General features: G+C 49.4%; 22 protein-coding genes and 1 riboswitch. Of the genes, 2 read left to right on the forward strand and 20 right to left on the reverse strand.

The annotated features are described in order from the left end of the window. Positions 1-147 precede the first annotated feature (147 nt). The 12 genes from glyA to F0220_RS27500 form a co-directional block, all read right to left on the reverse strand. Positions 148-1,395, reverse strand: coding sequence for a serine hydroxymethyltransferase (gene glyA / locus F0220_RS27445; protein ID WP_167483715.1), 1,248 nt, complete (start codon positions 1,393-1,395; stop codon positions 148-150). A 41-nt stretch (positions 1,396-1,436) separates the two neighbouring features. Further along, a complete protein-coding gene (locus F0220_RS27450) occupies positions 1,437-2,030 on the reverse strand; it encodes a TIGR01440 family protein (protein WP_047840701.1) in 594 nt (197 codons plus the stop codon). 141 nt (positions 2,031-2,171) lie between these two features. Further along, a riboswitch (ZMP/ZTP riboswitch) is annotated at positions 2,172-2,253 on the reverse strand. A gap of 96 nt (positions 2,254-2,349) precedes the next feature. Beyond that, entirely contained in the window at positions 2,350-2,922 is a 573-nt protein-coding gene (locus F0220_RS27455) for a low molecular weight protein arginine phosphatase (RefSeq protein ID WP_091012945.1), read from the reverse strand. Positions 2,923-2,980: 58 nt separating this feature from the next. Further along, positions 2,981-3,541: a manganese efflux pump MntP gene (locus F0220_RS27460; protein ID WP_105600136.1), complete on the reverse strand. Its 561-nt coding sequence runs from the start codon at positions 3,539-3,541 to the stop codon at positions 2,981-2,983. Positions 3,542-3,734: 193 nt separating this feature from the next. After that, a complete protein-coding gene (locus F0220_RS27465) occupies positions 3,735-4,934 on the reverse strand; it encodes an L-threonylcarbamoyladenylate synthase (RefSeq protein WP_374954416.1) in 1,200 nt (399 codons plus the stop codon). Positions 4,935-5,154: 220 nt separating this feature from the next. Beyond that, positions 5,155-5,814, reverse strand: coding sequence for a stage II sporulation protein R (gene spoIIR, locus F0220_RS27470; RefSeq protein ID WP_105600139.1), 660 nt, complete (start codon positions 5,812-5,814; stop codon positions 5,155-5,157). A 257-nt stretch (positions 5,815-6,071) separates the two neighbouring features. Continuing rightward, complete coding sequence (locus tag F0220_RS27475; protein ID WP_105600141.1) at positions 6,072-7,292, reverse strand: FtsW/RodA/SpoVE family cell cycle protein; 1,221 nt, start codon at positions 7,290-7,292, stop codon at positions 6,072-6,074. 272 nt (positions 7,293-7,564) lie between these two features. Then, complete coding sequence (locus tag F0220_RS27480; protein WP_091012935.1) at positions 7,565-8,785, reverse strand: FtsW/RodA/SpoVE family cell cycle protein; 1,221 nt, start codon at positions 8,783-8,785, stop codon at positions 7,565-7,567. A gap of 85 nt (positions 8,786-8,870) precedes the next feature. Then, positions 8,871-9,755, reverse strand: coding sequence for a peptide chain release factor N(5)-glutamine methyltransferase (gene prmC, locus F0220_RS27485; RefSeq protein WP_105600648.1), 885 nt, complete (start codon positions 9,753-9,755; stop codon positions 8,871-8,873). A gap of 24 nt (positions 9,756-9,779) precedes the next feature. Beyond that, a complete protein-coding gene (gene prfA / locus F0220_RS27490; RefSeq protein WP_091036276.1) occupies positions 9,780-10,847 on the reverse strand; it encodes a peptide chain release factor 1 in 1,068 nt (355 codons plus the stop codon). A gap of 523 nt (positions 10,848-11,370) precedes the next feature. Beyond that, positions 11,371-12,471, reverse strand: coding sequence for a redox-regulated ATPase YchF (gene ychF / locus F0220_RS27495; RefSeq protein WP_017691917.1), 1,101 nt, complete (start codon positions 12,469-12,471; stop codon positions 11,371-11,373). Positions 12,472-12,592: 121 nt separating this feature from the next. Beyond that, the gene (locus F0220_RS27500; RefSeq protein WP_256974928.1) at positions 12,593-13,063 is read right to left on the reverse strand and encodes a GNAT family N-acetyltransferase; all 471 of its coding nucleotides are present in this window, start codon (positions 13,061-13,063) and stop codon (positions 12,593-12,595) included. Positions 13,064-13,320: 257 nt separating this feature from the next. On the opposite strand from F0220_RS27500, the gene F0220_RS27505 reads away from it, so the two are divergent. Continuing rightward, complete coding sequence (locus F0220_RS27505; RefSeq protein WP_091012932.1) at positions 13,321-13,713, forward strand: hypothetical protein; 393 nt, start codon at positions 13,321-13,323, stop codon at positions 13,711-13,713. 70 nt (positions 13,714-13,783) lie between these two features. After that, on the forward strand, positions 13,784-14,236 hold the full coding sequence (locus F0220_RS27510; protein ID WP_091012930.1) for a hypothetical protein: 453 nt from the start codon (positions 13,784-13,786) through the stop codon (positions 14,234-14,236). Between the two features lie 149 nt (positions 14,237-14,385). Here the strand turns inward: F0220_RS27510 and fni are convergent, their stop codons facing one another. The 8 genes from fni to F0220_RS27550 form a co-directional block, all read right to left on the reverse strand. Beyond that, on the reverse strand, positions 14,386-15,453 hold the full coding sequence (gene fni / locus F0220_RS27515; protein WP_105600143.1) for a type 2 isopentenyl-diphosphate Delta-isomerase: 1,068 nt from the start codon (positions 15,451-15,453) through the stop codon (positions 14,386-14,388). 286 nt (positions 15,454-15,739) lie between these two features. Continuing rightward, positions 15,740-17,221 carry a phytoene desaturase family protein gene (locus tag F0220_RS27520; RefSeq protein WP_105600649.1) on the reverse strand — a complete coding sequence of 494 codons (1,482 nt, stop codon included), beginning with the start codon at positions 17,219-17,221 and terminating at the stop codon, positions 15,740-15,742. A gap of 8 nt (positions 17,222-17,229) precedes the next feature. Further along, entirely contained in the window at positions 17,230-18,378 is a 1,149-nt protein-coding gene (locus F0220_RS27525) for a glycosyltransferase family 2 protein (protein WP_105600144.1), read from the reverse strand. A 1-nt stretch (position 18,379) separates the two neighbouring features. After that, positions 18,380-19,141 carry a lysophospholipid acyltransferase family protein gene (locus tag F0220_RS27530; protein ID WP_105600146.1) on the reverse strand — a complete coding sequence of 254 codons (762 nt, stop codon included), beginning with the start codon at positions 19,139-19,141 and terminating at the stop codon, positions 18,380-18,382. Continuing rightward, positions 19,110-19,877 carry a carotenoid biosynthesis protein gene (locus F0220_RS27535; protein ID WP_091012919.1) on the reverse strand — a complete coding sequence of 256 codons (768 nt, stop codon included), beginning with the start codon at positions 19,875-19,877 and terminating at the stop codon, positions 19,110-19,112. Before F0220_RS27535 ends, F0220_RS27530 begins: the two co-directional genes overlap by 32 nt. Beyond that, positions 19,877-20,749 (reverse strand): phytoene/squalene synthase family protein, encoded by an 873-nt coding sequence (locus F0220_RS27540; protein WP_105600147.1) that lies wholly within the window; start codon positions 20,747-20,749, stop codon positions 19,877-19,879. The genes F0220_RS27535 and F0220_RS27540 overlap by 1 nt, the downstream gene beginning before the upstream one ends. Further along, positions 20,746-22,209, reverse strand: coding sequence for a phytoene desaturase family protein (locus tag F0220_RS27545; protein WP_105600149.1), 1,464 nt, complete (start codon positions 22,207-22,209; stop codon positions 20,746-20,748). The genes F0220_RS27540 and F0220_RS27545 overlap by 4 nt, the downstream gene beginning before the upstream one ends. Next, positions 22,206-23,756 carry a phytoene desaturase family protein gene (locus F0220_RS27550; RefSeq protein WP_091012914.1) on the reverse strand — a complete coding sequence of 517 codons (1,551 nt, stop codon included), beginning with the start codon at positions 23,754-23,756 and terminating at the stop codon, positions 22,206-22,208. Before F0220_RS27550 ends, F0220_RS27545 begins: the two co-directional genes overlap by 4 nt. Between the last annotated feature and the right edge of the window lie 254 nt (positions 23,757-24,010).

Below are 24,010 nucleotides of genomic sequence, written 5' to 3' on the forward strand. Positions count from 1 at the left end.
CCAGATTTTTTTTATTCCCCTTTTAACAAGGGAAAAATCCGGGGATAAAGGCGAACGCTTCGCTTCTGCGTTCTCATTCTGTCTGCTTCGTTTTTTTGTATCCCATTTTAAGAACATCTCAAATAAAAACAACACGAGCAAAGTTTTTTAGTATTTAAGGTCGGTATAGAGTGGGAATTGGTCTGTCAGTGCAGTCACTTCTGCACGAGCTTCATCCAGCTTCGCCGTATCTTTTGGATTTTTCAACGTTTTGGCAATGATCTTACCAATAGCAACCATCGCTTCTTCGTTCATGCCACGGGAAGTTGCAGCAGGTGTTCCAATTCGAATACCACTCGTTACAAACGGGCTTGTAGGGTCGAATGGAATGGCATTTTTGTTCACGGTAATACCGATGGAATCAAGCACATGCTCAGCTTCCTTACCTGTGATGTTCACACTGCGTGTGTCGATCAGCATCAAGTGGTTATCTGTACCACCGGATACGATGTTCAATCCTTCAGCGATCAGTGTTTCAGCCAGAACCTGTGCGTTTTTCACGACGTTCTGTGCATATGTTTTGAACTCTGGTTGCAATGCTTCTCCGAATGCTACCGCTTTGGAAGCGATCACGTGCATCAGAGGTCCACCTTGGGAACCTGGGAATACCGCTTTATCAATCGCTGCTGCCCACGCTTTGCGGCACAGAATCATACCACCGCGAGGTCCACGCAGCGTTTTGTGTGTAGTTGTTGTTACGAAATGCGCATGTGGAACCGGGTTTGGATGCAAACCAGCAGCTACCAGTCCTGCGATATGAGCCATATCCACCATGAACAAAGCACCTACATCATTGGCGATGGAAGCCAGCTTTTCAAAATCAATGGTACGCGGATATGCACTTGCACCTGCAACGATCAGACGAGGGCGGTGTTTGAAAGCCGCTTTGCGTACTTCATCATAATCAATCAGGAATGTATCTTCCTGTACACCGTATGCTACAAAGTTGTACAGCAAACCGGAGGCGTTAACCGGGCTACCGTGTGTGAGGTGTCCACCATGGGCAAGGTTCATACCAAGTACAGTATCACCAGGTTTCAACGCTGCAAGATATACTGCCATGTTCGCTTGTGCACCGGAGTGAGGTTGAACATTCACGTGTTCTGCTCCGAACAATTCTTTTGCACGATCACGCGCGATGTCTTCAACGATGTCCACATGCTCACAACCGCCATAGTAACGTTTACCTGGATATCCTTCAGCGTACTTGTTGGTCAGAACAGATCCCATTGCTTCAATTACTGCTTCACTTACGATGTTCTCGGATGCAATCAGTTCGATGTTGTTCTGTTGACGTTTCAGTTCAAGATTCATCGCTTCCAGTACTGCCGGGTCATTCTTGCGCAATTGTTCCATGATTAAATTCCTCCCAAGTATAGTGAAGTAGGTTGAATATGTTAGTCACAAAATGTTGAATCTGGTTGTTCTTCCATACGATACACCGCGCGTTCGCCGCCAATCAACTTCGGACGGGTCAACGCTGTGGTCACACGTGCATCTCCAACGTAACGGAGCGCTGTACGATAGGGTACGGCTACATGCCGGAGATGCATCCCAATCATCGTCTCCCCAATGTCCAGACCCGCATGGGCCTGCACATGTTCAGCCAGGCATGGATCGGTCAGCGAACGATATGCTGCGGATGCCATTGAACCTCCGGCCTTGGGCACGGGTATAGCACCAACCTCGGTCAATCCAAGACGAGTAAGCACAGAACGTTCCATGACCAGCGCACGGTTCAGATGCTCACAACATTGGAATACCGTGTCAAAACCGAATTCCTCCTGCACCTCGCGTATACCCGCAAGAAGCTGCTGCGCCACTTCAATGGCACCACTCGTACCAATCCGAGCGCCTGCGACTTCACTTGTGCTTGTACCGATCACAACGATCTGTCCAGGCCCAAGCTGTCCGGCAAGCGCCAGTTCATGCAGAATAGACGCGGTCTGTTCCTGCAATCCGGGTTGTTCCGAATCTAACTCTATAGTCATCCTATCATCGCCTCCCGATAAAATCATGCCCGCTGTCTCTTGGCTGTCCTTCGTATTCTTGAACGGCATCTCAGGCACTATTATAGCGAATAATCAGATGAAAGACGAAAAAAAGAGCAGTCTGCGGGTAACGCAGAATTGCTCTTTTGCCCAGGCGACCGGCCGTTTGTTCCGGTGCTCCATCGTGGTTATGCCCACTTCGTCGCCAGTTACACCGGATCCCTGTTTTCCCCTTCATCATAAAACATCACGCGTTTAAAATCAACGGTTAATTTACATCATGTGTCCTATTTCTATAACCTGCCCCGCAGGATCAGATTTAACCCAGCTTATCCAAAAGCCGGTCCAATGCCGTCCGAATCTCAGCTGCAGCTATATTGTAATCATCACGACTTCCCCCAAACGGATCGGAGATGTCGAAACTTGGAATTCGTTGTCTAATCTCAATGGCTCGCTCCCGCTCCGATGCCAGGATCTCTTGCCCAAGGGCACGTTTCATCTCAAGTGTTGCAAACAGGCTGTCCAACTCCTGAACATCACTTAATACCTGTTCATCATCCTCCACATATTCTTTCAATGTATAGGTTTTGTGGACTGCGTCGGGAAAAACCTGCATGACATGCTGCTTATGACTCCGTGTTAATGTAAGAACCAGATCGGCCCAACCTACCAGGTTAGAGCTAAGCTGTGTGGAATGAGGTGGACCTTCAACGTTATGATCTCTCAAAACCGCTTCAGCATGTCGGGAGATCGGCATCCCCGACGTTGCTGCCACACCTGCAGAGCGAACCTCTAACTGAATGCCGCGCTCCGATGCCAGTTTTCGCAAAAGCCCCTCTGCCATGGGGCTGCGGCACGTATTTCCAGTACATACGAATAAAATATGTTTCATTGTGTTAGCCTCCCCATTTTACATATGATGCGAATGATATGATATCTCAAGTTTTATTCTAAAATATAAACAAAAGTCCAAACGCAAGCAAGATTGCGCCACCAATGGCCTCACCGTAATCCCCAAGATTCTGGCTCACCCGACGGCCTAATAGCAGACCCATAACCGACATCACCCCGCCACAAACACCAAAGGCAAGTACCGTCAAGATCAGATCACCGCTAAACATCCCTAAGGAAACGCCAACGGAGAACGAATCCACACTTACGCTGAGGGAGAACAAAATAACGCCGAGCAGGGAACGGTGGTCCACCAGCTTGGTATCACCTTCACGGAATGCATTCAGAATCATATGAGCACCTAACAGAACAAGCAATCCACCTGCCGCATACGTCGTAATGTCACCGAGCAGGGAGCTGACGTATTTGCCCATATACATGCCGATGAGCGGCATGATGATATGAAATAGCGCCGTTACAATACTGATTCGCAATACATCCCGCAGCCGAATGCCCTTCATGCCAATTCCGATCCCGAGTGAGAACGCATCGAGGCCAAGCGCAACAGCCATGATCAAAATGGTTACCAACTGCCCTACATGGGCAGACACATCCCACATCCCCATACCCCCAAGTCACGTAAAGGTTCTTGTACACGATATGCGGACAAGGACCCGAACATGACCGATGCAAGGTAAACGGTGCGTATCTACTCCATATCCATGATGCATAAGGGCAGGTGGATACGATGTTTTAATTGATTTGTTTTGGAAAAAAGTTACGTAGCTCTCCTGACTGTGTGATCAGGAGAGGTTAAGAGGGTTGCTGGTTGCCAACTTGGATGAGTTGGTTACCCGCGGCCTTGAGCAGCCGATTCATGACGGCTGCTCCCAGCCCTTCGCGTGAGCAGGCTTCAGCCACAATATATGTGGCGCCTTGCTCATCGCAGCTGCGCAGCGCGGCGTATAGCCGGCGCGCTGCTTCCTCCAGCTCGCTGGCGTCACCCAGCGAGAACACGGCATCGGCGCGGTACTGCTCCGCGTGCTCGGCGAACGCCAGTACGGCGGTGCGCTCTCCGCGCCGCGCCGCCTCTGCGAGGGCGGCGCTGATCCAGGCTGCCACCGCTGCGGGCGGCCCCTCTACCACGCACAGCGCCCCTGCGGGTGCGTAGTGCGTGTACTTCATGCCCGGCGAGCGCGGCGCCGGGCTGCCCACGCCATCGGCCCCCTCCGCGAGTAGCGCGGGGTCCGTGGCGACACGGGCGGCAACGGCGGACAGTTGTTCCGCCGTTATGCCGCCAGGGCGCAGGATGGTGACGGTACCGTCGTCACCGACCTGCACAACCGTGGACTCGACGCCCACCCCGGTGGGGCCGCCGTCCACAATGCCGCCGATGCGGCCATCCAGATCCTCGCGCACATGGGCTGCGAGTGTCGGGCTTGGCCTCCCGGAGCGGTTGGCGCTTGGCGCAGCCACAGGGCACGCCGCAGCCGCGATCAACTGCAAGGCCACCGGATGGTCCGGCATGCGCACGGCCACCGTGTCCAGACCGGCCGTGACACGCGGGGACACCGCCCCCGCCCTAACCGGCAGCACCAGTGTCAGCGGTCCCGGCCAGAAGGCCGCCATCAGAGCTTCGGCTGTCTCGTTCACTTCCGTGACCAGAGCATCCAACTGGTCACGGTGCGCAATATGCACAATCAGTGGATTGTCGGAAGGTCGGCCTTTGGCGACAAATACAGCCTCCACGGCTGCCGTGCTACTCGCATCGGCACCCAAGCCATAGACCGTCTCGGTCGGAAAAGCCACCGTCTGACCTTGACGAATGCAGGCTGCGGCAGCCTGCAAGTCGGCGAGCGCCTGTTGATCGGCGCTCCCCTTTTTCACATCCAACAATTCAATATTACCCAATCCGTGATCGTTCTCAGCGCTCACCAAGACGCGTACATCCCACATCTCAGTGACCAGTTCTACCGGAGCTTTCGTATCACGGTCTTCTCTACCATCCCTCATCTCAGAGGTGTGTTGCAATTTTTCGTTTTCTCTGCTCATATATCATCATTCCTAAACTTCAAATAGGTTAGTTCATATCCATATTCAATATAAGTAATTATAACATACCTGACCCAACTCGGATGCCCTTCAAACTTCGCCCAGAAATTCACCACCAATTCATATCAAAAGGGCATCTCCCATAATCGAAGTCGCCCTTTACCATAGTATAAATTCGTTGTTATGTGAACAATCCAGTTACCCAACTCCACAGTTTCACGGCCATATCCCACAGAAAGAATCTCGCTTCCGGTGTGTCTCCCTGCACAGATGCCTCGGCATCTCCTGGTTCAGCCGCTGCGGCTGATACCGTTGAAGGTTTCGCCAGTGCATCCCCAGTCCCTGCGTCAATGAAGCACAGCGGCGGGAACAACACACACCACCAGTTCTGACCTTTGCCTTCGCCAAGCGTAATCCGAACAGCTTCATAATCCCCGGCAGGATACACAGTGCCCCCATACAGCTTGGTCGGGAACGGAACAGAACCCAACTCCACCTGATACTCATAATTTAAACCGCGACTGAGCAACTCTTCTCCTACTCTATTCTCAATCTCGGACAAATGCTCACGAATAACCTTGCGCGCTTCATCCAGACTTTGCGGATTCTCCAGTTCGGCTACCCACTCGCCCATCTGAGCAACGACAGCATCCCGAATCTCGCGTTTCACCAATTGATCTCCCGGTGCATCCGAGTTTGCTAGAATACGCAAGCGAATCGATTGTTCCGGAATTGCTGTGGCCGCCACAGCTGCATCCGTTTTCTGACCTTCCCACATCATGATAATCATCATAAGACATACAATAATAAGTCCAACTTGCTTAACAATTCGTCTGTTCATTCCGTTTTCCCCCTCGACTCTCTGATCACGTTGCCTGCAACTCTCTCATGTCTATCAGTATGCCCGGGAGAATCGGAAGTAAACCTAGCATTTGTAATAAATCTACTAAATCGATTCTATGATATACATTCGCTCACCAGTCATGTTAAAAAGGCTGATCCGCACCTGGTTACAGGGCAAATCAACCTCTTCATTTCCACCAACGATCAATTTTATACGCTCCACCGTTTTACTTCTCACCCAGACCGACTCAACAGTTACACAACACTTTTCTCTTTCTTGAGCATATTCCATAAACGTTCCGACAACCGAGGTTGCTGCTCCCCCATCAGAAGTTCATCCTCCTCTTCCTGTCCATACAACTTAATGCTCATGACCACCCCAATACAAGCCATATTAATGAGCAAAGAGGTGCCGCCGTAACTGATGAACGGTAACGTAATACCTGTGAGTGGCATCAGTCCGAGGAACGCTCCCACGTTCTCAAATACCTGATACAATAACATTCCGATAATACCAACAATGATGACGGGTCCTGCGCGTTCTCTGCAAGTCAGAGCAATCAGCACCATACGTTGAATCAGAATAAAGTACAACAGAATCAGTACGGATGCACCAACAAAGCCAAACTCCTCTGCGATCACAACAAAAATGGAATCAGAATACGTATAGGGGACTCGTCCGCTCTGAACAGATGTTCCTTGCAAGTAACCTTTACCGATGATGCCCCCAGAACCGATGGCTAAACCTGCATTTTTCGTATGCCAGGAAGCTTTGGAGGTAGCCTTTTCCGGTACCAACCAAGGATCAATCCGTTCTGCCCAATGTTCCCTTTTTATCTTTTCAAGAAAGGTGAACACTTCATCATGGTAGAAAGTATAGGCTTTAACAAAACCAAAGAACGCTACCCCCACGATCGCCAGTGCAATCAATGCGTGCTTCAGCCTCATATTTCCGATCCAGAATACCGCAGCCAAAATTACTACATACCCCAGCGCATTCCCCAAATCATTCTGAGCCATAACAAGGGCAAACGGAATAAACGCCCAACAGCCAATCGGCACAATATCTCTCCAAAATTTCAGCGTGCCTCGTTGTCTCTTCACGATCAAATGGGCGAGAAACAGAATCAGAATCATCTTGAACAGCTCTGCCGGTTGAAAAGAAAAATTCTCGCCCAGCTTCAGCCAGCCGTTAGCATTATTGATCGAACTGCCCAGGACATTAGCCAGGATCAGCAATATAATTCCCAAGCCATACAAATAAAACGCATATTTCACGTATAACTTGTAATTCACAAGCCCGATCACAAGCACCGCAATGAACCCGGCCACATAGAAATAAATTGTTTTGACATGGTGATTCGCCAAGTTGGCATCTGTCTGCGTTCCGCTATAAATCGCAAATACACTAATAATCATGAGCAACAGCATTACAAAGAGAATCACACCATCCATCTTTTTCAACATTCTCAACATGACTCCGTCCATCCCCCTGAAATCTAACAATCTATCATTTCCAATTGAACTCAATATTACCATTGTATATAATTGGATAATAAAATGGAAATCTGGATCTTTTCAGGATGACTATTCAACCATTCAACGGCCTGTCTCCCACACTTAAAACAATAAAAACCCCAAAACATTCACCCCTAAGTGAATAGGGCTGATCTGTTTAAGGGTTCTATTGTTAAGCGGCTTAAATACGAATATCTGACGTTGCTATTTCAAGGTTTGATTCGAGAACGTTATTGCTCCTGCTGGGATGGCTTGCGTCTCAGCACTTTCATCACCAGATCGGTAATACTCGGTTGTTCCGAAGAGCCGAGAATATCTTCGTTCTCTTCCGTGTGAACCTTGATACTCATCACAATCCCCATACTAATCATGTTGAGCATAATGGAGGTACCGCCCGAACTGATAAATGGCAGTGTGATCCCTGTCAGTGGCATCAGACCAATAAATGGGCCAATATTAACAAAGATCTGGTAGAGCAGCATCGCTATAATCCCAACAATGAGATAAGGCCCCGCTCGATCCTTACACTCCAGTGCAATCAGCACCAGCCTGTGAATCAGGATAAAGTACAGGAGAAGCAGTACCGAAGCACCGATGAAACCAAATTCTTCCCCAATCTGCACAAAGATGGAGTCAGCATAGGCCAGCGGCACCCGATTCGACTGAATCGTTGTGCCTTCCATATAACCTTTGCCCGTAATCCCGCCAGAACCAATCGCAAGCTTTGCATTATACGTCTGCCAGAGTACATCTCTTGAGGTCAACTCTGGTACAAGCCAGGGGTCAAAACGATCTGCCCAGTGCGAACGTCCAATGTCATTCAGGAATTTAACAATCTCATCATGATAATGAATATATGCCTGTGTACCACCGATAAAGGTAGCCACAGCAATAATAAAACCAATGAGGGCATGCGTAAATTTAATGTTGCCGATCCATAATAGGCCCACAAGAATGACAACATAACTTAACGCATTTCCCAAGTCATTTTGAAGCAATACGAGTAGTAATGGCGGCAGAACGCAGAGTGAGATCGGAATAACATCACGTCCGAAATAGAGCGGACGATTCTTCTTTCGGGCCAAAAAGGCCGATAAAAACACAATCAGACATAGCTTGAACAACTCAGCTGGTTGCAAACTGACCCCGAAGATGGACAGCCAACCTTTTGCACCGTAATACTCTTTACCAAAAAACATTACGAAAATGAGCAGTAACATACCCACGCCATAGATATATAAATAATTTTTGATTATGAATTTATAGTTTATCATCGACATTCCAAAAAAGACGATGAATCCCAAAATATAAAAGATCACTGCACTTTTCGGGAGTCCCTCCAGCTTCGGACGACCAAACGTTGTACTGTAAATTGACAAAATACTGATAACCATCAGAATAACAAGTATAAACACGATAGAATAGTCTATCTTTTTAAATTTGTGCAGCATGTAATTATGTTCCCCCAAGCATTCAGAAATCTTCGGTATATCTCATTGTAGAGGATTTCACGGTAAAAAGAAAACCCGCGGAACCTTACATTTTCGTCACCTGTTCCGAAGTACGAACACCCAGGACATGCCGCTCGATTCCGGCAAGGTCCGGTACAATGATAATTTCCCGCCAATGTCCCGCCGATTCAAGCAGAGCCGCGATGTCGCGAGCCTGCCCCTGACCCAGCTCAAAACCAATAATCTGCGGCGGCGCAGGCAGCAGCGACAGTTGCTCCAGCATGATACGGTACGGTGCAAGCCCGTCCGGACCGCCGTCCAATGCCATGCGCGGCTCATGATCGCGCACCTCTTGCTGTAACCCGGCGATATCCGCCGCCGGGATGTATGGCGGGTTGGACACCAAGATGTCCACCCGTGCCCCGGCGAACGGGGCCAGCAGATCGCCTTCACGGAAGCCGATCTGTACCCCGTTCGCGGCCGCGTTCCGCGCGGCCACTTGCAGGGCAGCCGCCGAGAGATCCCCGGCGCCGACCTGCCAGCGCGGGCGTAGTGAAGCCATCGTCACCGCGATGGCACCACTGCCCGTGCCAATATCGACGGCGAGCGGAGCGCCGTCAGGAAACACGCGGTCGGCTTCGCGCAGCACAGCCTCGACCAACAGCTCGGTCTCCGGCCGCGGAATCAGCACGGCCGGCGTGACCTCGAACGGCAGCCCATAGAATTCCTGGCTGCCGATAATATATTGCGCCGGCTCACCCGCAGCCTTGCGCGTGACGGCGTCCTCCCAGCGGCTGCGATGCTCGCTGGGAAAAGGCTCCGGCTGCATCATGTAGTACGCGGCGCCATAGACGCCGAGTACATGTTCCAGCAGCAGCCGAGCATTGTTTTGCGGCTCGTACACGCCGCACTTTTCCAAAAAAGAGGAAGCCTCCACGAAGGCTTCCCGACAGCTCTGTTCCGGCGTCATGACAAACTGCGCGCGGGTCACAGATTATTCTCCTCTATCCATCATCTCAGTCTGCTGAGCAATGGTCAGTGCAGACAAAATATCTTCAATCTCTCCGTTCATCACCTGATCCAGCTTGTGCATTGTCAGGCCGATCCGGTGATCAGTCACACGGCTTTGTGGGAAGTTGTACGTACGAATCCGCTCACTGCGGTCACCCGTTCCCACTTTGCTCTTCCGCTCAACAGAGATCTTCGCTTCCTCTTCCATCCGTTTCATATCGAAGATACGCGTACGCAGAACCTGCAACGCTTTTTCCTTGTTGGAGTTCTGTGATTTTCCATCCTGACATGTCGCAACAATTCCCGTTGGAACGTGCGTTACCCGTACTGCGGATTTCGTGGTATTAACCGATTGTCCACCGGCACCACTGGAACAGAACGTATCCACACGGATGTCTTTATCATGAATTTCGATATCAAAATCTTCGGCTTCAGGCATAACCGCAACCGTTGAAGTTGATGTATGAATACGTCCGCCAGACTCAGTTGTTGGAATACGCTGCACACGGTGTGCGCCGCTTTCGTATTTCATTTTGCTGTATGCGCCGCGTCCGTTGATCAGGAAAACAACCTCTTTGAATCCACCGAGATCATTCGTGTTAACGTCCATCAGTTCTACACGCCAGCCTTGTGCATCTGCATAACGCGTGTACATCCGATAAAGATCTGCTGCAAACAATGCTGCTTCATCTCCACCAGCTGCTCCACGAATCTCAACAATAACGTTCTTGTCGTCATTCGGATCTTTTGGTAGCATAAGCACACGAATCAATTCGTCTAGCTCTTTCTGACGAGTGCTCAGTTCGTCTATTTCCATTTTGACCATTTCGCGCATCTCATCATCCAGTTTCTCACCCTGCATTTCCTTTGCAGCTTCGAGATCCTGACTTACCTGTTTGTATTCATTGTACGCTTCATAAGTCGGTTGCAGATCGGATTGTTCTTTGGAGTATTCCCGCAACTTTTTGTTGTCACTTGCCACATCCGGGTCACACAAAAGCTCGCTCAACTTGTCATAACGGTCGGCTAACGCCTGTAATTTATCCAACATGTATAGTCACCTCACGCATTATTTTGTCCAAGCACATCACATTTTCAATAATTATTTCAATTCAATCTTAATTACATCTATAATCTATATTCCACAACGCACAGGATTCTCACGAATCCCCTGACCGCAGCATGTATTCACATTCATGTATGATCGACGTATAACATCGCTACAACGTCATCAAATCCTTTACTTTTAAAGTTGATATCAAGAAATCGTGTACCCTGTATGAAACTCGCTTCAACTCATCTGTTACAGCGCGAATTTAACGTGGTATACGACTCTTAATTATAGCATATTCTTATGGTTCTGAATAGTAACTGTTCGGCGCGCAATACAAAAATAATTCTATTTACATATTTCGGATTGTGTCTTTTCCTTTTATTATATCCACTACGCGCGATCAATCCAGTGCTTGTACACAATATATAGCGATCAAAAACATAAAAAGCCCTGTTATCTTCCAAAGAAGATAACAGGGCTGCTATAACCATTTTTTAAACCATAGTGAACGGTTTAGGAATTATACGTTGAAACGGAAGTGCATAACGTCGCCGTCATTTACAACGTACTCTTTACCTTCAAGACGAAGTTGACCGCGCTCTTTGGCACCGTTCATGGAACCCGCTGCAACCAGATCGTCGTAGGAAACCACCTCTGCACGGATGAATCCACGCTCGAAGTCGGTGTGAATGACACCTGCTGCGCCAGGTGCTTTGGTACCTTTGCGGATTGTCCAAGCACGAACTTCCTGTACACCTGCTGTAAAGTATGTGTACAGACCGAGCAATTTGTAAGCTGCTTTGATCAACAGGTTGAGACCGGAATCCTCGATACCGAGTTCTTCCAGGAACATTTGTTTATCTTCGCCTTCCAGCTCAGAGATCTCTTCTTCAACCTTCGCACTGATTGGCACCACTTCTGCGTTCTCAGCAGCTGCGAATTCTCTTACTTTTTGCACGTAAGCATTGTTCGCCACGTCGCCGATTTCATCCTCAGCTACATTGGCTGCGTACAGAACAGGCTTCAGGGTAAGCAAGTGCAGATCGCGCACGATCAGAAGCTCATCATCCGTAAGTTCCATGCTGCGTGCCGGCTTGTCATCGTACAGAACAGCCTTCACTCTCTCCAATACTTCTACTTCTTGAGAGGCAGTCTTGTTGCCGCCCTTCATGTTTTTCTTGGAGCGATCGATTTTCTTCTCAACACTCTCGATATCGGCCAGGATCAGCTCCAGATTGATCGTCTGGATGTCGCTCACCGGGTCAATTTTGCCATCGACGTGTGTGATGTTCTCATCAACAAAGCAACGTACCACGTGTACAATTGCATCTACTTCACGAATGTGGGCAAGGAACTTGTTACCCAGACCTTCACCTTTGCTCGCACCACGAACAAGACCCGCGATATCTACAAACTCAAACGCCGTTGGTACTGTTTTCTTAGGTACAACGAGTTCTGTCAGTTTGTCCAAACGCTCATCGGGTACTTCAACGATCCCCACGTTAGGGTCAATTGTACAGAACGGATAGTTTGCCGATTCGGCACCTGCTTGTGTAATTGCGTTAAACAATGTAGATTTACCAACGTTAGGCAGACCTACGATTCCAGCTTTCAAAGCCATGTATATGACAACTCCTCATTGATTACTTGTTCGGTATGGATAATCCTATACATTATATATGACAAACCTCAAGGCATCAAGGAACTTCGCCAATTCGACCAGAGTCCCATCCACTATTGGTTTACCCTTTGATTTCCTTATACATCGTCAGATCCGTTACCTCATATCCCATCTTGCGATACAGGCTGCTCGCCCGCACATTATGTCCAAACACATGCAGGCCAATGCGATCCACGCCAAGACTCAAGGCCGTCTGTTCAAGCGCCTCCATCGTCTCTGTTCCATACCCTTTACCGCGGTGTGCTTCTTCAACCACAATGTCTAGCAAAAATGCATCTTTGCCACGACGATTATCCGTGATGTTAAACCAGATATACCCCACATTTCCGTCTACAGGATGCATCAGATTGTAGAGATACGCTCCGGGTGTGTTCAAGCCTTCTGGCAGATAACGTTCATAAGATTCCTCGGCCAGTTGCTGCGCCTCTTCCTCAGCCCAGGTGCCCGCTTCTACTTTTTCCTGTGCAAAGTCTTTAATCGATCGAATGCGAAAACTCGCATAATCTTCCTGATTCATTGGAGAAAGTTTCAACTTTTTCCCCTCCTTATTTCAAGTGATCTTAATTATGTATGATCTCTGTGCAGTCCTTTTTGCACTACTAGTATCTTATTGTATCCTTTTCTCCCATTAAGCGCATGAAGTTATTCTGAGGATTCGAACTTCAGTTTTCATATTTATCCATTTAATTTATAACTTTTGATCTCTACCCATTGTTTATACCTCATGAAGGAAAGGAGTGGATCATACTGAACACACGTCGCCGATTCTCCAAAAAGAAAATTATTATCTTGTCTGTTATCATACTCGGAATCGCCATCGTCGCTTTTATGAGCTTTCTGAATGCAATCGATCCCTTTCGTCACTTAAGGATCACAATCCATAATCAGTCCGACTATGACCTCACCAATATTCAAGCTAGCCTGGTCCAAGGCGACAACTCGTTAAACAACAATGAGAATGGCTCCACCTACGTAGTCGATAAGGATATTTCCAGCGGAGCAAAGATGAAATTCGCCCCACAGCTGAAACTCTCTGGGGAGGGGGCCGTATCCTTGGCGTTTACGGACAGCCGCGGAAAAACCTATAATAAAACGGTCTGCGGTTATACGGAATACTTGTCCGGCAATTCCTACGTTACTGTAACCAATGAGAATGTCACCGTGAAAGATGAATGTATGTAATAATTCGACAAAACGATTATGTAAGTAATTGAAACATTATTACATAACAATGAATAAGGAGGAAATCACATTGTTATTCAACATAATTTTAGGTGCAAGCGTAGCTTTGTCCATATTACTTTCTGCACATCCAGCTAGTGCTGTTGATGTAGAGGATAGAGTGCAAGATGCCCTTACTACTTCTCCAATCACTATGGAGAACACTGAGGATTCGATTATCAATCCAATGGATGTACAGCTTATCAGACCATTCAATTACAGCAGTTACAATGCGTACGAAAAATCATTCACATTGGTTCCTGACAATGGAGAAGATGCAGATGTTTGGATTCAAAACAATAGTACGGATACTATTTATGCCAAAATTACCGTGGGCAATCTTTCCCCCATTGACATCCCAATCAAGAAAGGGACTCAAAAAACAACAAGAATAGGTGTTATAGGCACAACAAACGTCAAAGTTTATATCTATAGTTCAACAGATCATAAAATGGATATGATTATAAGGGCCCAACAATTTTAATATTATAAATAGTGTAGAGGATACTTCTTAAGAAGTATCCTCTACACTATTTATGTTCCAGATTATCTAGCAAGCAATATGAGTAGACTCAAAATATATAATTAAATAACTCCTAATGAAGCTTATATCACCATCATTTCAACCCCGGCCTACCGCCGTTCCACCAGACGTGACGTCTGCTTCAAATCCTCAATCCGCCCTGAGCCAATGCCGAACATGACGGTACGCAACTCGAACTCCACCTGTTCCAACCGCTCATTTAGCGCATCATCCGAAGCGACCGCAGATTCAAGCAGAGATCGGCCAAAACCAGCCAGATCCGCACCGAGAGCGAGGGCTTTGGCTGCATCCACGCCAGTGTACAGTCCACCGCTGCCAATCAGGGCCCCCGCTGGATTCAGCCCTCGTACTTCCTGAATACACTCCGCTGTCGGAATGCCCCAGTCGGCAAAAGCTTCAGCTGCTGCCCGGCGTACCGGGTTATTGTTGCGGTACTTCTCTACCTGTACCCAGCTTGTACCACCTGCACCGGCCACATCAATGAATGCAACACCAGCTTCATATAAGCGTTGGGCCGTCACACCATCGATGCCAAATCCTACTTCTTTTACGCCAACAGGCACGTCTAACTCACGACACAAGTTCTCAATCCGCTGAAATAATCCGCTGAAGTTAGTATTACCTTCCGGCTGGAAAACTTCCTGCAACGTGTTCAGATGAAGCACGAGCATGTCCGCACCCGCAATATCTACGGCACGCTGGAAATCAGCCGTGGTGAAACCATAGTTCAGCTGCACCGCGCCCAGGTTGGCAATGACCGGGATGTCCGGTGCCCAGCGCCGCACATCGAAGGTACTCGCCAGTTCCGGCTGTTCCACGGCAGCCCGGATCGATCCTACGCCGAGCGCCCAGCCTCTGGCGTTCGCTACTCGGGCGAGGCGCTCATTGATAGCGCCCGTTGTTTTGCTTCCACCCGTCATCGAACTGATGAGCAAGGGTGTGCGTACTTTTTGGCCAATAAACGAAGTCTCCAGATGCACCTCTTCAAAATCCAGCTCCGGCAGTGGGTGATGACGAAAAGCATACCGCTCCATACCGCTGGTTACCCCTTCTCCTGCCACATTCTCCTCAAGACAGAGGCGCACGTGCTCTAGCTTCCGTTCTCCCGTAGCCACTTCGGGAAGCAGCCGTTCGCCGGCTCGCTCTTGTTCATTCATGATGAGACCTCCTATGTGAGAATCGTGCGGATCGACAGGATAACCTGCCTGTTCCTAGCTTCTATGTATATACAGCTCAACTCTATCCAGTATAACGTTCCAAACCGCCTATTGAAAGGATGCCCCGACACCAATGTCTCAGTTAAATCTCGGAGCACCACTATCTTATGCCTACTCAAAAGCACGGATCATCTGTCGCACCTTCAAAGCTGTTGGTTAGCACGAACGACGTACATGCACTTGGTTCATCAGAACACAGCTCACTCCATCATCCTGCATATCGAACCTATCTCAAGATTTCCGATGCCAGTCGTTCACCGACAAGCTGCCCGGACAATGTCACAATCGGGGTTCCGCCGCCTGGATGTGTTGTACCGCCGACGTACCAGAGTCCTTGTACATCTTTGCTTCGGTTGCCCGGCCGCATGAAAGTCTGCTTCACGGAGTTGGAGGAGATGCCGTAGATCGACCCTTGATGCGCCAAAGTATCCCGTTCGATATCTCGCGGTGTGTACCGGATCAACACATCGGATTCATTTAACCCGGTAATTCCCCTCGCCGCCAACTGTTCCAGCACAAACGCTCCATAACGTTCCGTTTGTTCCTCCCAATTCCACGAATCAGACAAGTAGGGGGCATTGACGAGAATGAACAGATTGCTGGCTCCCGCCGGGGCCATGCCTGCTTCGGAATAACCGGAATAACAGATATAGATCGTAGGATCTTCTGGCATTTTACGGTCACGGAAAATATGGTCGAACTCCGGTTCATACCTCTCCGGGAAAAAGACGGTATGGTGCAGCAGTGCATCGTATTGCTTTCGCACACCTGCTAACGTCACAAATCCCGAAATGGATGGTTCATACTTCCGTATGCGGGCATCACTCATCTCTTTCCGATGTTCCGGTGCGAGCAGTAGTCGATTCACGCTAAGCACATCTCCATTGGCAACCACCTGATCGGCTTCCCGGAAGCCTTGATCCGTATCCACGCCTGCCACTTTGCCATTCCGAACAACAATCTGCCGGACCTCAATGCCCGTAATGATCTGTACGCCTTTTTCCAGTGCCAGTCGAGTCATGCCTTCAATCAGTTGATAGGTTCCGCCTTTGACCCCGTAGATGCCCACCTCTGCTTCCACATGACCCATCATGGCAAAGATCGAAGGAGACTGATACGGCGATGATCCCACATAGGTCGCGTACCGCCCGAACATAGCGAGTGTATGCGGATGCTGGAAATACGAACGCAGCAACTTATCCAGCTTCACCGTTGGCCGCACACGAAGCAGGCTGCGCAGCATCTGAAGATTGTATTTGTCAGAAGGAGACAGCAACAACTTACCGAGAAAATGACGATTGGCTTCCGCATACAGTGCGGCAGACTCATCCATAAATGCATCATAGCGACCCGCATCTTCCGGACTGTACGCCGCGATCTGCTCCTTCATCCACCCACGATTGCCTGACAAATCGACCACTGTGCCATCTGCAAATATATTACGCGTGCGCGGCTCTAACTCATATAGCTGTACGTATTCTTCCATCGCTACACCCGCATGGTCAAAGACGGAACGAAAAGTGGATGGCATCGTGATTGTGCTCGGTCCCCGGTCAAAATGATACCCGTCCCGCTCAATCTGTTGCAGTTTGCCACCTACATGATCCTGTCGTTCCAGAATGGTCACCTGCACACCTTTTGAAGCCAATCGGATCGCACATGACAGACCTCCGAATCCTGCACCGATAATCGTGACGTTACCTCTCATGTGACCCTTCAATTATACCGCCTACCTTTCCATACATACCCCTTACCGGACCGACCTGCCTGCCAGGAAGCAAGTCCGATGGCAATGACACAGGCCATGCTGACCGGTTGCAGAAGGGCAAGCCACCAGGGCTGTCCGCCAGCATGATCCGCTACTCTTTTCACAGCCATACCTAGTAATGTTCCTAACACTCCATACAGAATGGGCGTCGAACTACCTGAGATTAATCCTATAATCAAGCCCATGGGAGGCACAATATACATCAGCGTATACATTAACATCGTGCCAAGCAGCAGTACGTCTTTGCGCCCCATACCTTCGTACATGTTTTTCTTGTATCCGTTCCATACTTCAACACCGTTCTGATACATGCGGGTATTCGTTACATCATGCACATCGGTCAGCATCACCGGATGACCTGCACGCTTGACTGCTTTGGCGAGACTCATATCATCCACCAGATGTGCCTGAATGGCAGCATGACCGCCGGATGCTTCGTAACTGGAGCGATGAATCAGCAAAAAAGCCCCCGTAGCGGCCACAAACATCGGACTGGATGATCTGCGTATCATGAAAATGGGCAGATGACTGATGATGGTGAAGACCATCATCGGTACGACAAGCTTTTCCATCCACGTCTTTGTTACCTGATAAGGAAAACCAGTTACCAGACCACCGCTCTGCTCACACCCTGCCGCAAGTGTCTGCCGAATGGCACCTGGCTCTAGACGCACATCTGCATCCACAAACATATACCATTCTCCCTTGGCCTCCTGAACCAGCCTGTGACACGCATGGGATTTCCCCATCCAGCCCTCGGGAAGATCGACACCATGCAGTAGACGCACACGTGCATCGTGATCCGCAATCGCTTGTACCATGGCCGCTGTCTCATCTTCGGAGCGATCATCCAGCACCAGTACTTCCATCCGGAATCCCGATGTATCGCTCGCGAGCACACTTTCCAGACATCCTTCGATATGTAGTCTTTCATTTCTGGCCGGAATCAGCACCGAGACCATCAGGTCTGGGGGTTGTATCTTGTCTGACCGGAATGAACGTACTTTGGGCAGACAGGAGACGTTCCATAGAGCGAACAGCAACTGTATTCCCAATATGCTTGTAAGCACAATCCAGAAGATTTCAGATGCATTCATCCTAACGGTTCACCCGCTTTCGCGTGGCATCGTATTTTTCACTTGTCGAACGTACATGACGAATCAGTGGCAGCGCATCTGGCAAGCTCCCCTGTCCCATCCGTATAAGTTCTGATCTGTGATCGTCTAACTGCTGTTCCAGCACAAGACCGAGTCTGGAGGCAATCTCTTCACTCTTGAGCGTCTTCCAGTCTTCCATCACCGGAGGGCCTGCCTGCATCGATATTTCCGGTAGATCATGCTGAACCATTCCATGGCACAAGGTTACCGGTACGGCAATGGCATTCGGAGAGCGACGAAGCAACAATCCGATGCCTGGACGGAACCGAATCGGTCTGGCCTCCTGATGGAGAATTTCTCCTTGTGGAAAAATCCAGACCCTTTTCCCCGAATCCAATAATTCACTGGTGTACTGTAGAGAGGCCCGAATACCGGACGCACTCTCCTTATTGATCGAATACGCACCCAATTTACGAAAAAAAGCATATTGCTGGAGCTGTTGCTCCTCCATCATCACATAATGATCACCCCGCGATGTCTGCCTGGCCGCATGATAGAGCAGCAGACCATCCCACCAGGAGCTGTGGTTCATGAAATAGATCACCGGACGAGTCGGATCAATCGGGGAGTTGTCCCTGATGTCCACCTGCGGGTCCAGTGACCCCGTGAGCGTGAAGGAGCGGAAGCGCCGACGCAGCAGATAATAATGATTATATAAGGCAAAAATCCGATTAAACGGTTTTGATTTTACGGCGCGAATCATACAGCCAGCTCCCTTCGGCAAGAAGCACTCCTGCAATGGCGATGATAAAGCTGCCTGTAATTCCTTCCTTCAGGGCGAGTAGGCCGAATAGAAGAATAAAGAGCTGATACAACCATTTTGCACGCAGCAATGAGCTACGGTCACCAGGCATGGCCGGAAGGAACAGGGACAGGAATGCGCCCATGATAAACCAGCTTATGTAATTGGTCCACGGGACCCCGTAGAATCCACCTGGAGCCTGCCACTCCCAGAATCCTCTTGCATGCGCGACAGGATCGAGTACCAGATCAAGAACCACCGCCCAGAACCCGGTCTTCACGGCTCGAAGCAGTTTTCCAGTCCAGGTTGAACCCCCGCCACTTAACAGCGCCGAGTTACCCACCACTGCGATCCAGGCGAAACCCAGCGTAACAGGCACACTGAACAGATGAATCCCGAAAAAGTCAGAGTAAGCATACTCACCAAAGGGCCAATGCGTATGCACCCCTACCCACTCCACGCCCATACCACCCAACCAGATGATCACGGAAGCGATCCACAGCCCGGGTTTCAACCAGATGACTGACTGGTCGGACAGACCTGTCCGATTGCGCCCCTGGTAGATCAGATCCAGCACATACAATGCGTAGAAGATTAGAAATAATCCATTTGAAAAGGACAACACATCCGGCACGCCGATCGTCAGCATCAAGGTTGCTCCAATGACATACCAAGCCCAGTAAAGCCACTGGATCATTAGGATACCGCCGTTCGGGAGGCTTGATAGGCCAGCATCGGGTAACGTTTCACAATCGCACCCAGCATCTCCAGTTTCAATTCATCGCTAACATATGCCCGTTTGGTATATACGTCATAGTCGTTGCGTTCAACCGCGTGTAGAATGGTGGAGTAAAAGGCTGCTGCCAGCTCGATGGAAAACGCACTTTCCGTTGGGTACGTATCCAGACGATCCATGCCAATACGGAACCAGTTCAATGCTGCCGCTTTTAATTCATGAACAATGGCAATAAAGCGTTCGTCCACGATTCCGTCTTCAAAGTCCTGTTCGGTGTAACCATGCTTCTCCATGATCTCCAGCGGAACATACCGGCGCACTCTGGCCCGATCTTCACCAACATCCCGAATAATATTAACGATCTGCATCCCTTTACCCAAAGCAATCCCGTTCACGGCTACTTCTGCGCCGTTATCATCCCGCAATACAGGCAACAACATCTCGCCTACGGTTCCGGCCACCAGATAACAATAATGCTCCAGTTCCTTCATCGTTGTATAATGCGTTACTTTAAGATCCGTGAGCTGCCCTTCCATCTGGCGGAAGAATGGCCCCTTATCCAGATGAGGAAAACTGCTGAACAACCATCTCAGTGCTGGCCAGATAAAATGTCCTTCCGCGTCGTCCAACTGACCAAATAAATCATGGATTTCGTGAATTGTATAGGGCGAATGCTCCGGCTCGTCTACACTGTCATCAATCATGCGGCAGAAGGCATAAATGACATATACCGCTTCCCGTCGTGGACTTGGCAGCCCTCTAAAGGCCTGATAAAAAGAGGAAGAACCCTTTTGCATCAACTCTTCACACCTGCTCAAAATCGCTTCATTCATGTTCCCATCTCCTTCGTGAGTTGATTGACGGCCATACGTGCACTCTGCATCACAATCGGCACTCCCCCTCCAGGATGTACAGATGCTCCTGCGGCATATAACCCCTTGATATTAGGGAATGGTTTGGGTTGTGGTCGGTATACACCGGACTGGAACAACACTGGCGCAATACCGAAGCTTCCGCCCCCATAGAGCCCGTCTCGCTCTGCGTCAGCGGGTGTACGCACCTTTTTCCACCTGATCGCTGCACGAAGTCCCGGGAATCCACGTTGCTCCGCTTCTTCCAATACACGTTCTGCCAATGCTTCGCTCTCCTGATCCCAGTCGACACCTTCGGCATCGGGCACGGGAATGAGGAAATACAATACACTCTGTCCTGAAGGCGCTGCTGTCTCATCCAATGCGACCGGATTAAATACGTAAAATGAGGACTTTGCCGGAATGCGTCGCTGATTGAAGACTTCCTGTAAACTACCTTCCAGACTCGGTGGCAGGAAGAACTGGTGCGTCGTTGCATCTTCCCAAGTTTTATCCACGCCCACATAGAGCAATACACATCCGGAAGAGGGGCGATATGGCTTTCTTTTACGCGCTACCTCTGGTGCTTGACCAAGCAAACCCGAAAGATGGGGGAAATCGCCATTGTAGATAACTGCATCCACATTTTCTGCGCCTGCTACCGTTTCTATACCTTCACATACACCGTTTTTAATCGTGAGCCCGGTAACTTCCGCATTCAGCACAACACGTCCACCACGTGAGATCAGTTCCTGTTCCAGAATGGCCGGTAATGCTGCATACCCGCCCTTCACCATCCAGATACCATATTCATGCTCTGCGTAAGGCAAAAGGGAATAGATACCTGGCGTTCCAAACGGTGATCCACCGATGTATAGACTTTGCAGAGAGTATGCATCAAGCAATTCCTCATGCTCAAAATAATCGCCTACCGCTTTCCGAACACTTTTGTGTGCACGCAATCTGCCCATGAGGGACATGAGCGAAGGGGTGAAGAAATCCCTTTTACGCGGAAAAGCCCTTTCCAGAAACGCTGCCCGGCCTGCCGGAAACAACGTGTCCATATCTTTCATGAATCGTGTGAATCCCCGGCTCTCTCCCGGGAATAAACGTTCAATCTCCGCCGTCTGCTCTTCACGTGACGTCATCTTGGTCATGACACGACCACTATGGTAATGCACTCTGTATAACGGATCACAGCGAAGCAGTTCAATCTTCGAACGATCTACGCCTGCCTCCTCCATGATGCCAAGCAACATCTCAGGCAATAGCACAATCGTCGGCCCTTGATCGATCCGGTATTCCCCTTCCTGCTCATATCCAATGCGTCCGCCAACGCGAGAACCCCGTTCATAGACAGTGACATCCCAGCCCTGACGGTTCAATAACAGTGCAGAAGTAAGTCCACCAATCCCTGCCCCTACAATAGCGGCCCGCTTCATGAATGCCCTCCGGCTTCTGCCGTCTTCACATACGAGGATGGTTTGGAGCTTGTACGCGCGTCCTCTTCCTGAATCAGTCTGACACTGATCCGTGCCGATTCGAAGATCGTGGGCAATCCGCTGCCCGGATGTGTTCCGCCGCCTACCAGCCATACACTTTTCAACTCTTCAAACTGGTTATGGGGACGCAGGTACATCATCTGACCCAGATTATGCGCCATGTTAAACGTTGCTCCGCGGTACACATCCAGTTCAGTCTCCCAGTCGAGTGGAGTGAACAGCATACATTCTTCGATCCGGCTGCGAATATCTGCCAGCTCAGGAATACCTTCCATGCGCTTCATCATGGCCTCTTGCACATTCTCCCGTTCTGCTTCCCAATCGATGTCTGCGGTAAGATTAGGCGTAGGCATGAGAACATATAAAGCGGATTTCCCTTCCGGTGCCAGCGTCGAATCGAGTCTGGAAGGGTTATGAATATATAGAGATGGATCGGCTGACAACATTTTGTGCTTTGTGATCTCATCAACGTTCAACCGGTAGTCCTCGGGAAAATAGATCGAGTGATGCGGCAGATCCACTCCACCATCCACACCCAGATACAGCATCGCTGTCGAGCAGGAGTACTTTTTGCGTTTCATTTTCTCCGGGGTATATTTCTTAAGTACGCCCGGTTCGAACAGATGGTTCACCGCATGTGCAAAGTCAGCGTTCACCACCACATGGTCCGCGTCGATGCGTTCACCGTTCTCAAGCAACACACCTTCTGCACGACCATTGCGAACGATGACCTGTTTCACCGGGGTGGAAGTATGTATGCGTCCTCCGTATTCTTCCACGACATCAGCCATGGCTTGGAAGATCCGATTCACGCCGCCAATGGGGTGGAACAATCCGTAGTGATGCTCAATGAAAGATAGTATGGTAAAGGTGCCCGGACAATCCCAGGCAGACATACCAAGATATTTGGATTGGAATGTAAATGCCCAGCGTAGACGCTCATCTGTAAAATAGCGGGACAAGATCCCATAGACGGTGTTGTGGACATCAAGCTTAGGTAGAGCTGTTACCGCGTCTTTGCGTAGATAGTCAGTCAGCTTGCCAAACGGACGGCGCAGCAAAGGCATGACTTTGCCAAACTTCACTTCCTCTTCTTGCATGAACCGAAGGTAATTGTCTTCATTGCCCGGAAACAATTCCTTAATCTGTGCAGCTGTATCTTCCCGATTACGAGAAGGCGTGAACACCGTATCACCAAAGTTCAGTGCGTACAGCGGGGTTAGTTCTTTCATATGCACATAATCGGATAACTTGCGTCCCACGACGTCGAACATCTCTTCAATCAGCTGAGGCATCATCAAAAATGTTGCCCCCCGGTCGAATCGATACTCGCCCAGTTCCAATCTGGCAGAACGCCCCCCGATGACCGGCTGTTTCTCATACACATCTACTTCGTACCCCTGACCGGACAATAACATCGCTGCTGCAAGTCCACCCGGACCCGCGCCAATCACAGCTGCACGTTTGCGTTGTTGATTCGGTATCATGCCACTCACCTCTCTATGTAGGGAATTCCTATAGTTCTCTAGCCCCTAGCCTATTATTAAACCGCCCAAGAACACTTTAAGCGGTAACCAGCAAAAACATTATACAAATATAATACAAATATTATACGACCTTGTAAACCAAAAAATGACCCGTCGGTCAAAATACGTGGATACTCCATTTATAAACACAAAAAAACACCCCTTGATCACTTTCGTCAAAGGATGTCCTGTATACACTAACCTATTCATATCAT

Source organism: Paenibacillus sp. 37 (assembly GCF_008386395.1).
GTDB classification, from domain to species: domain Bacteria; phylum Bacillota; class Bacilli; order Paenibacillales; family Paenibacillaceae; genus Paenibacillus; species Paenibacillus amylolyticus_B.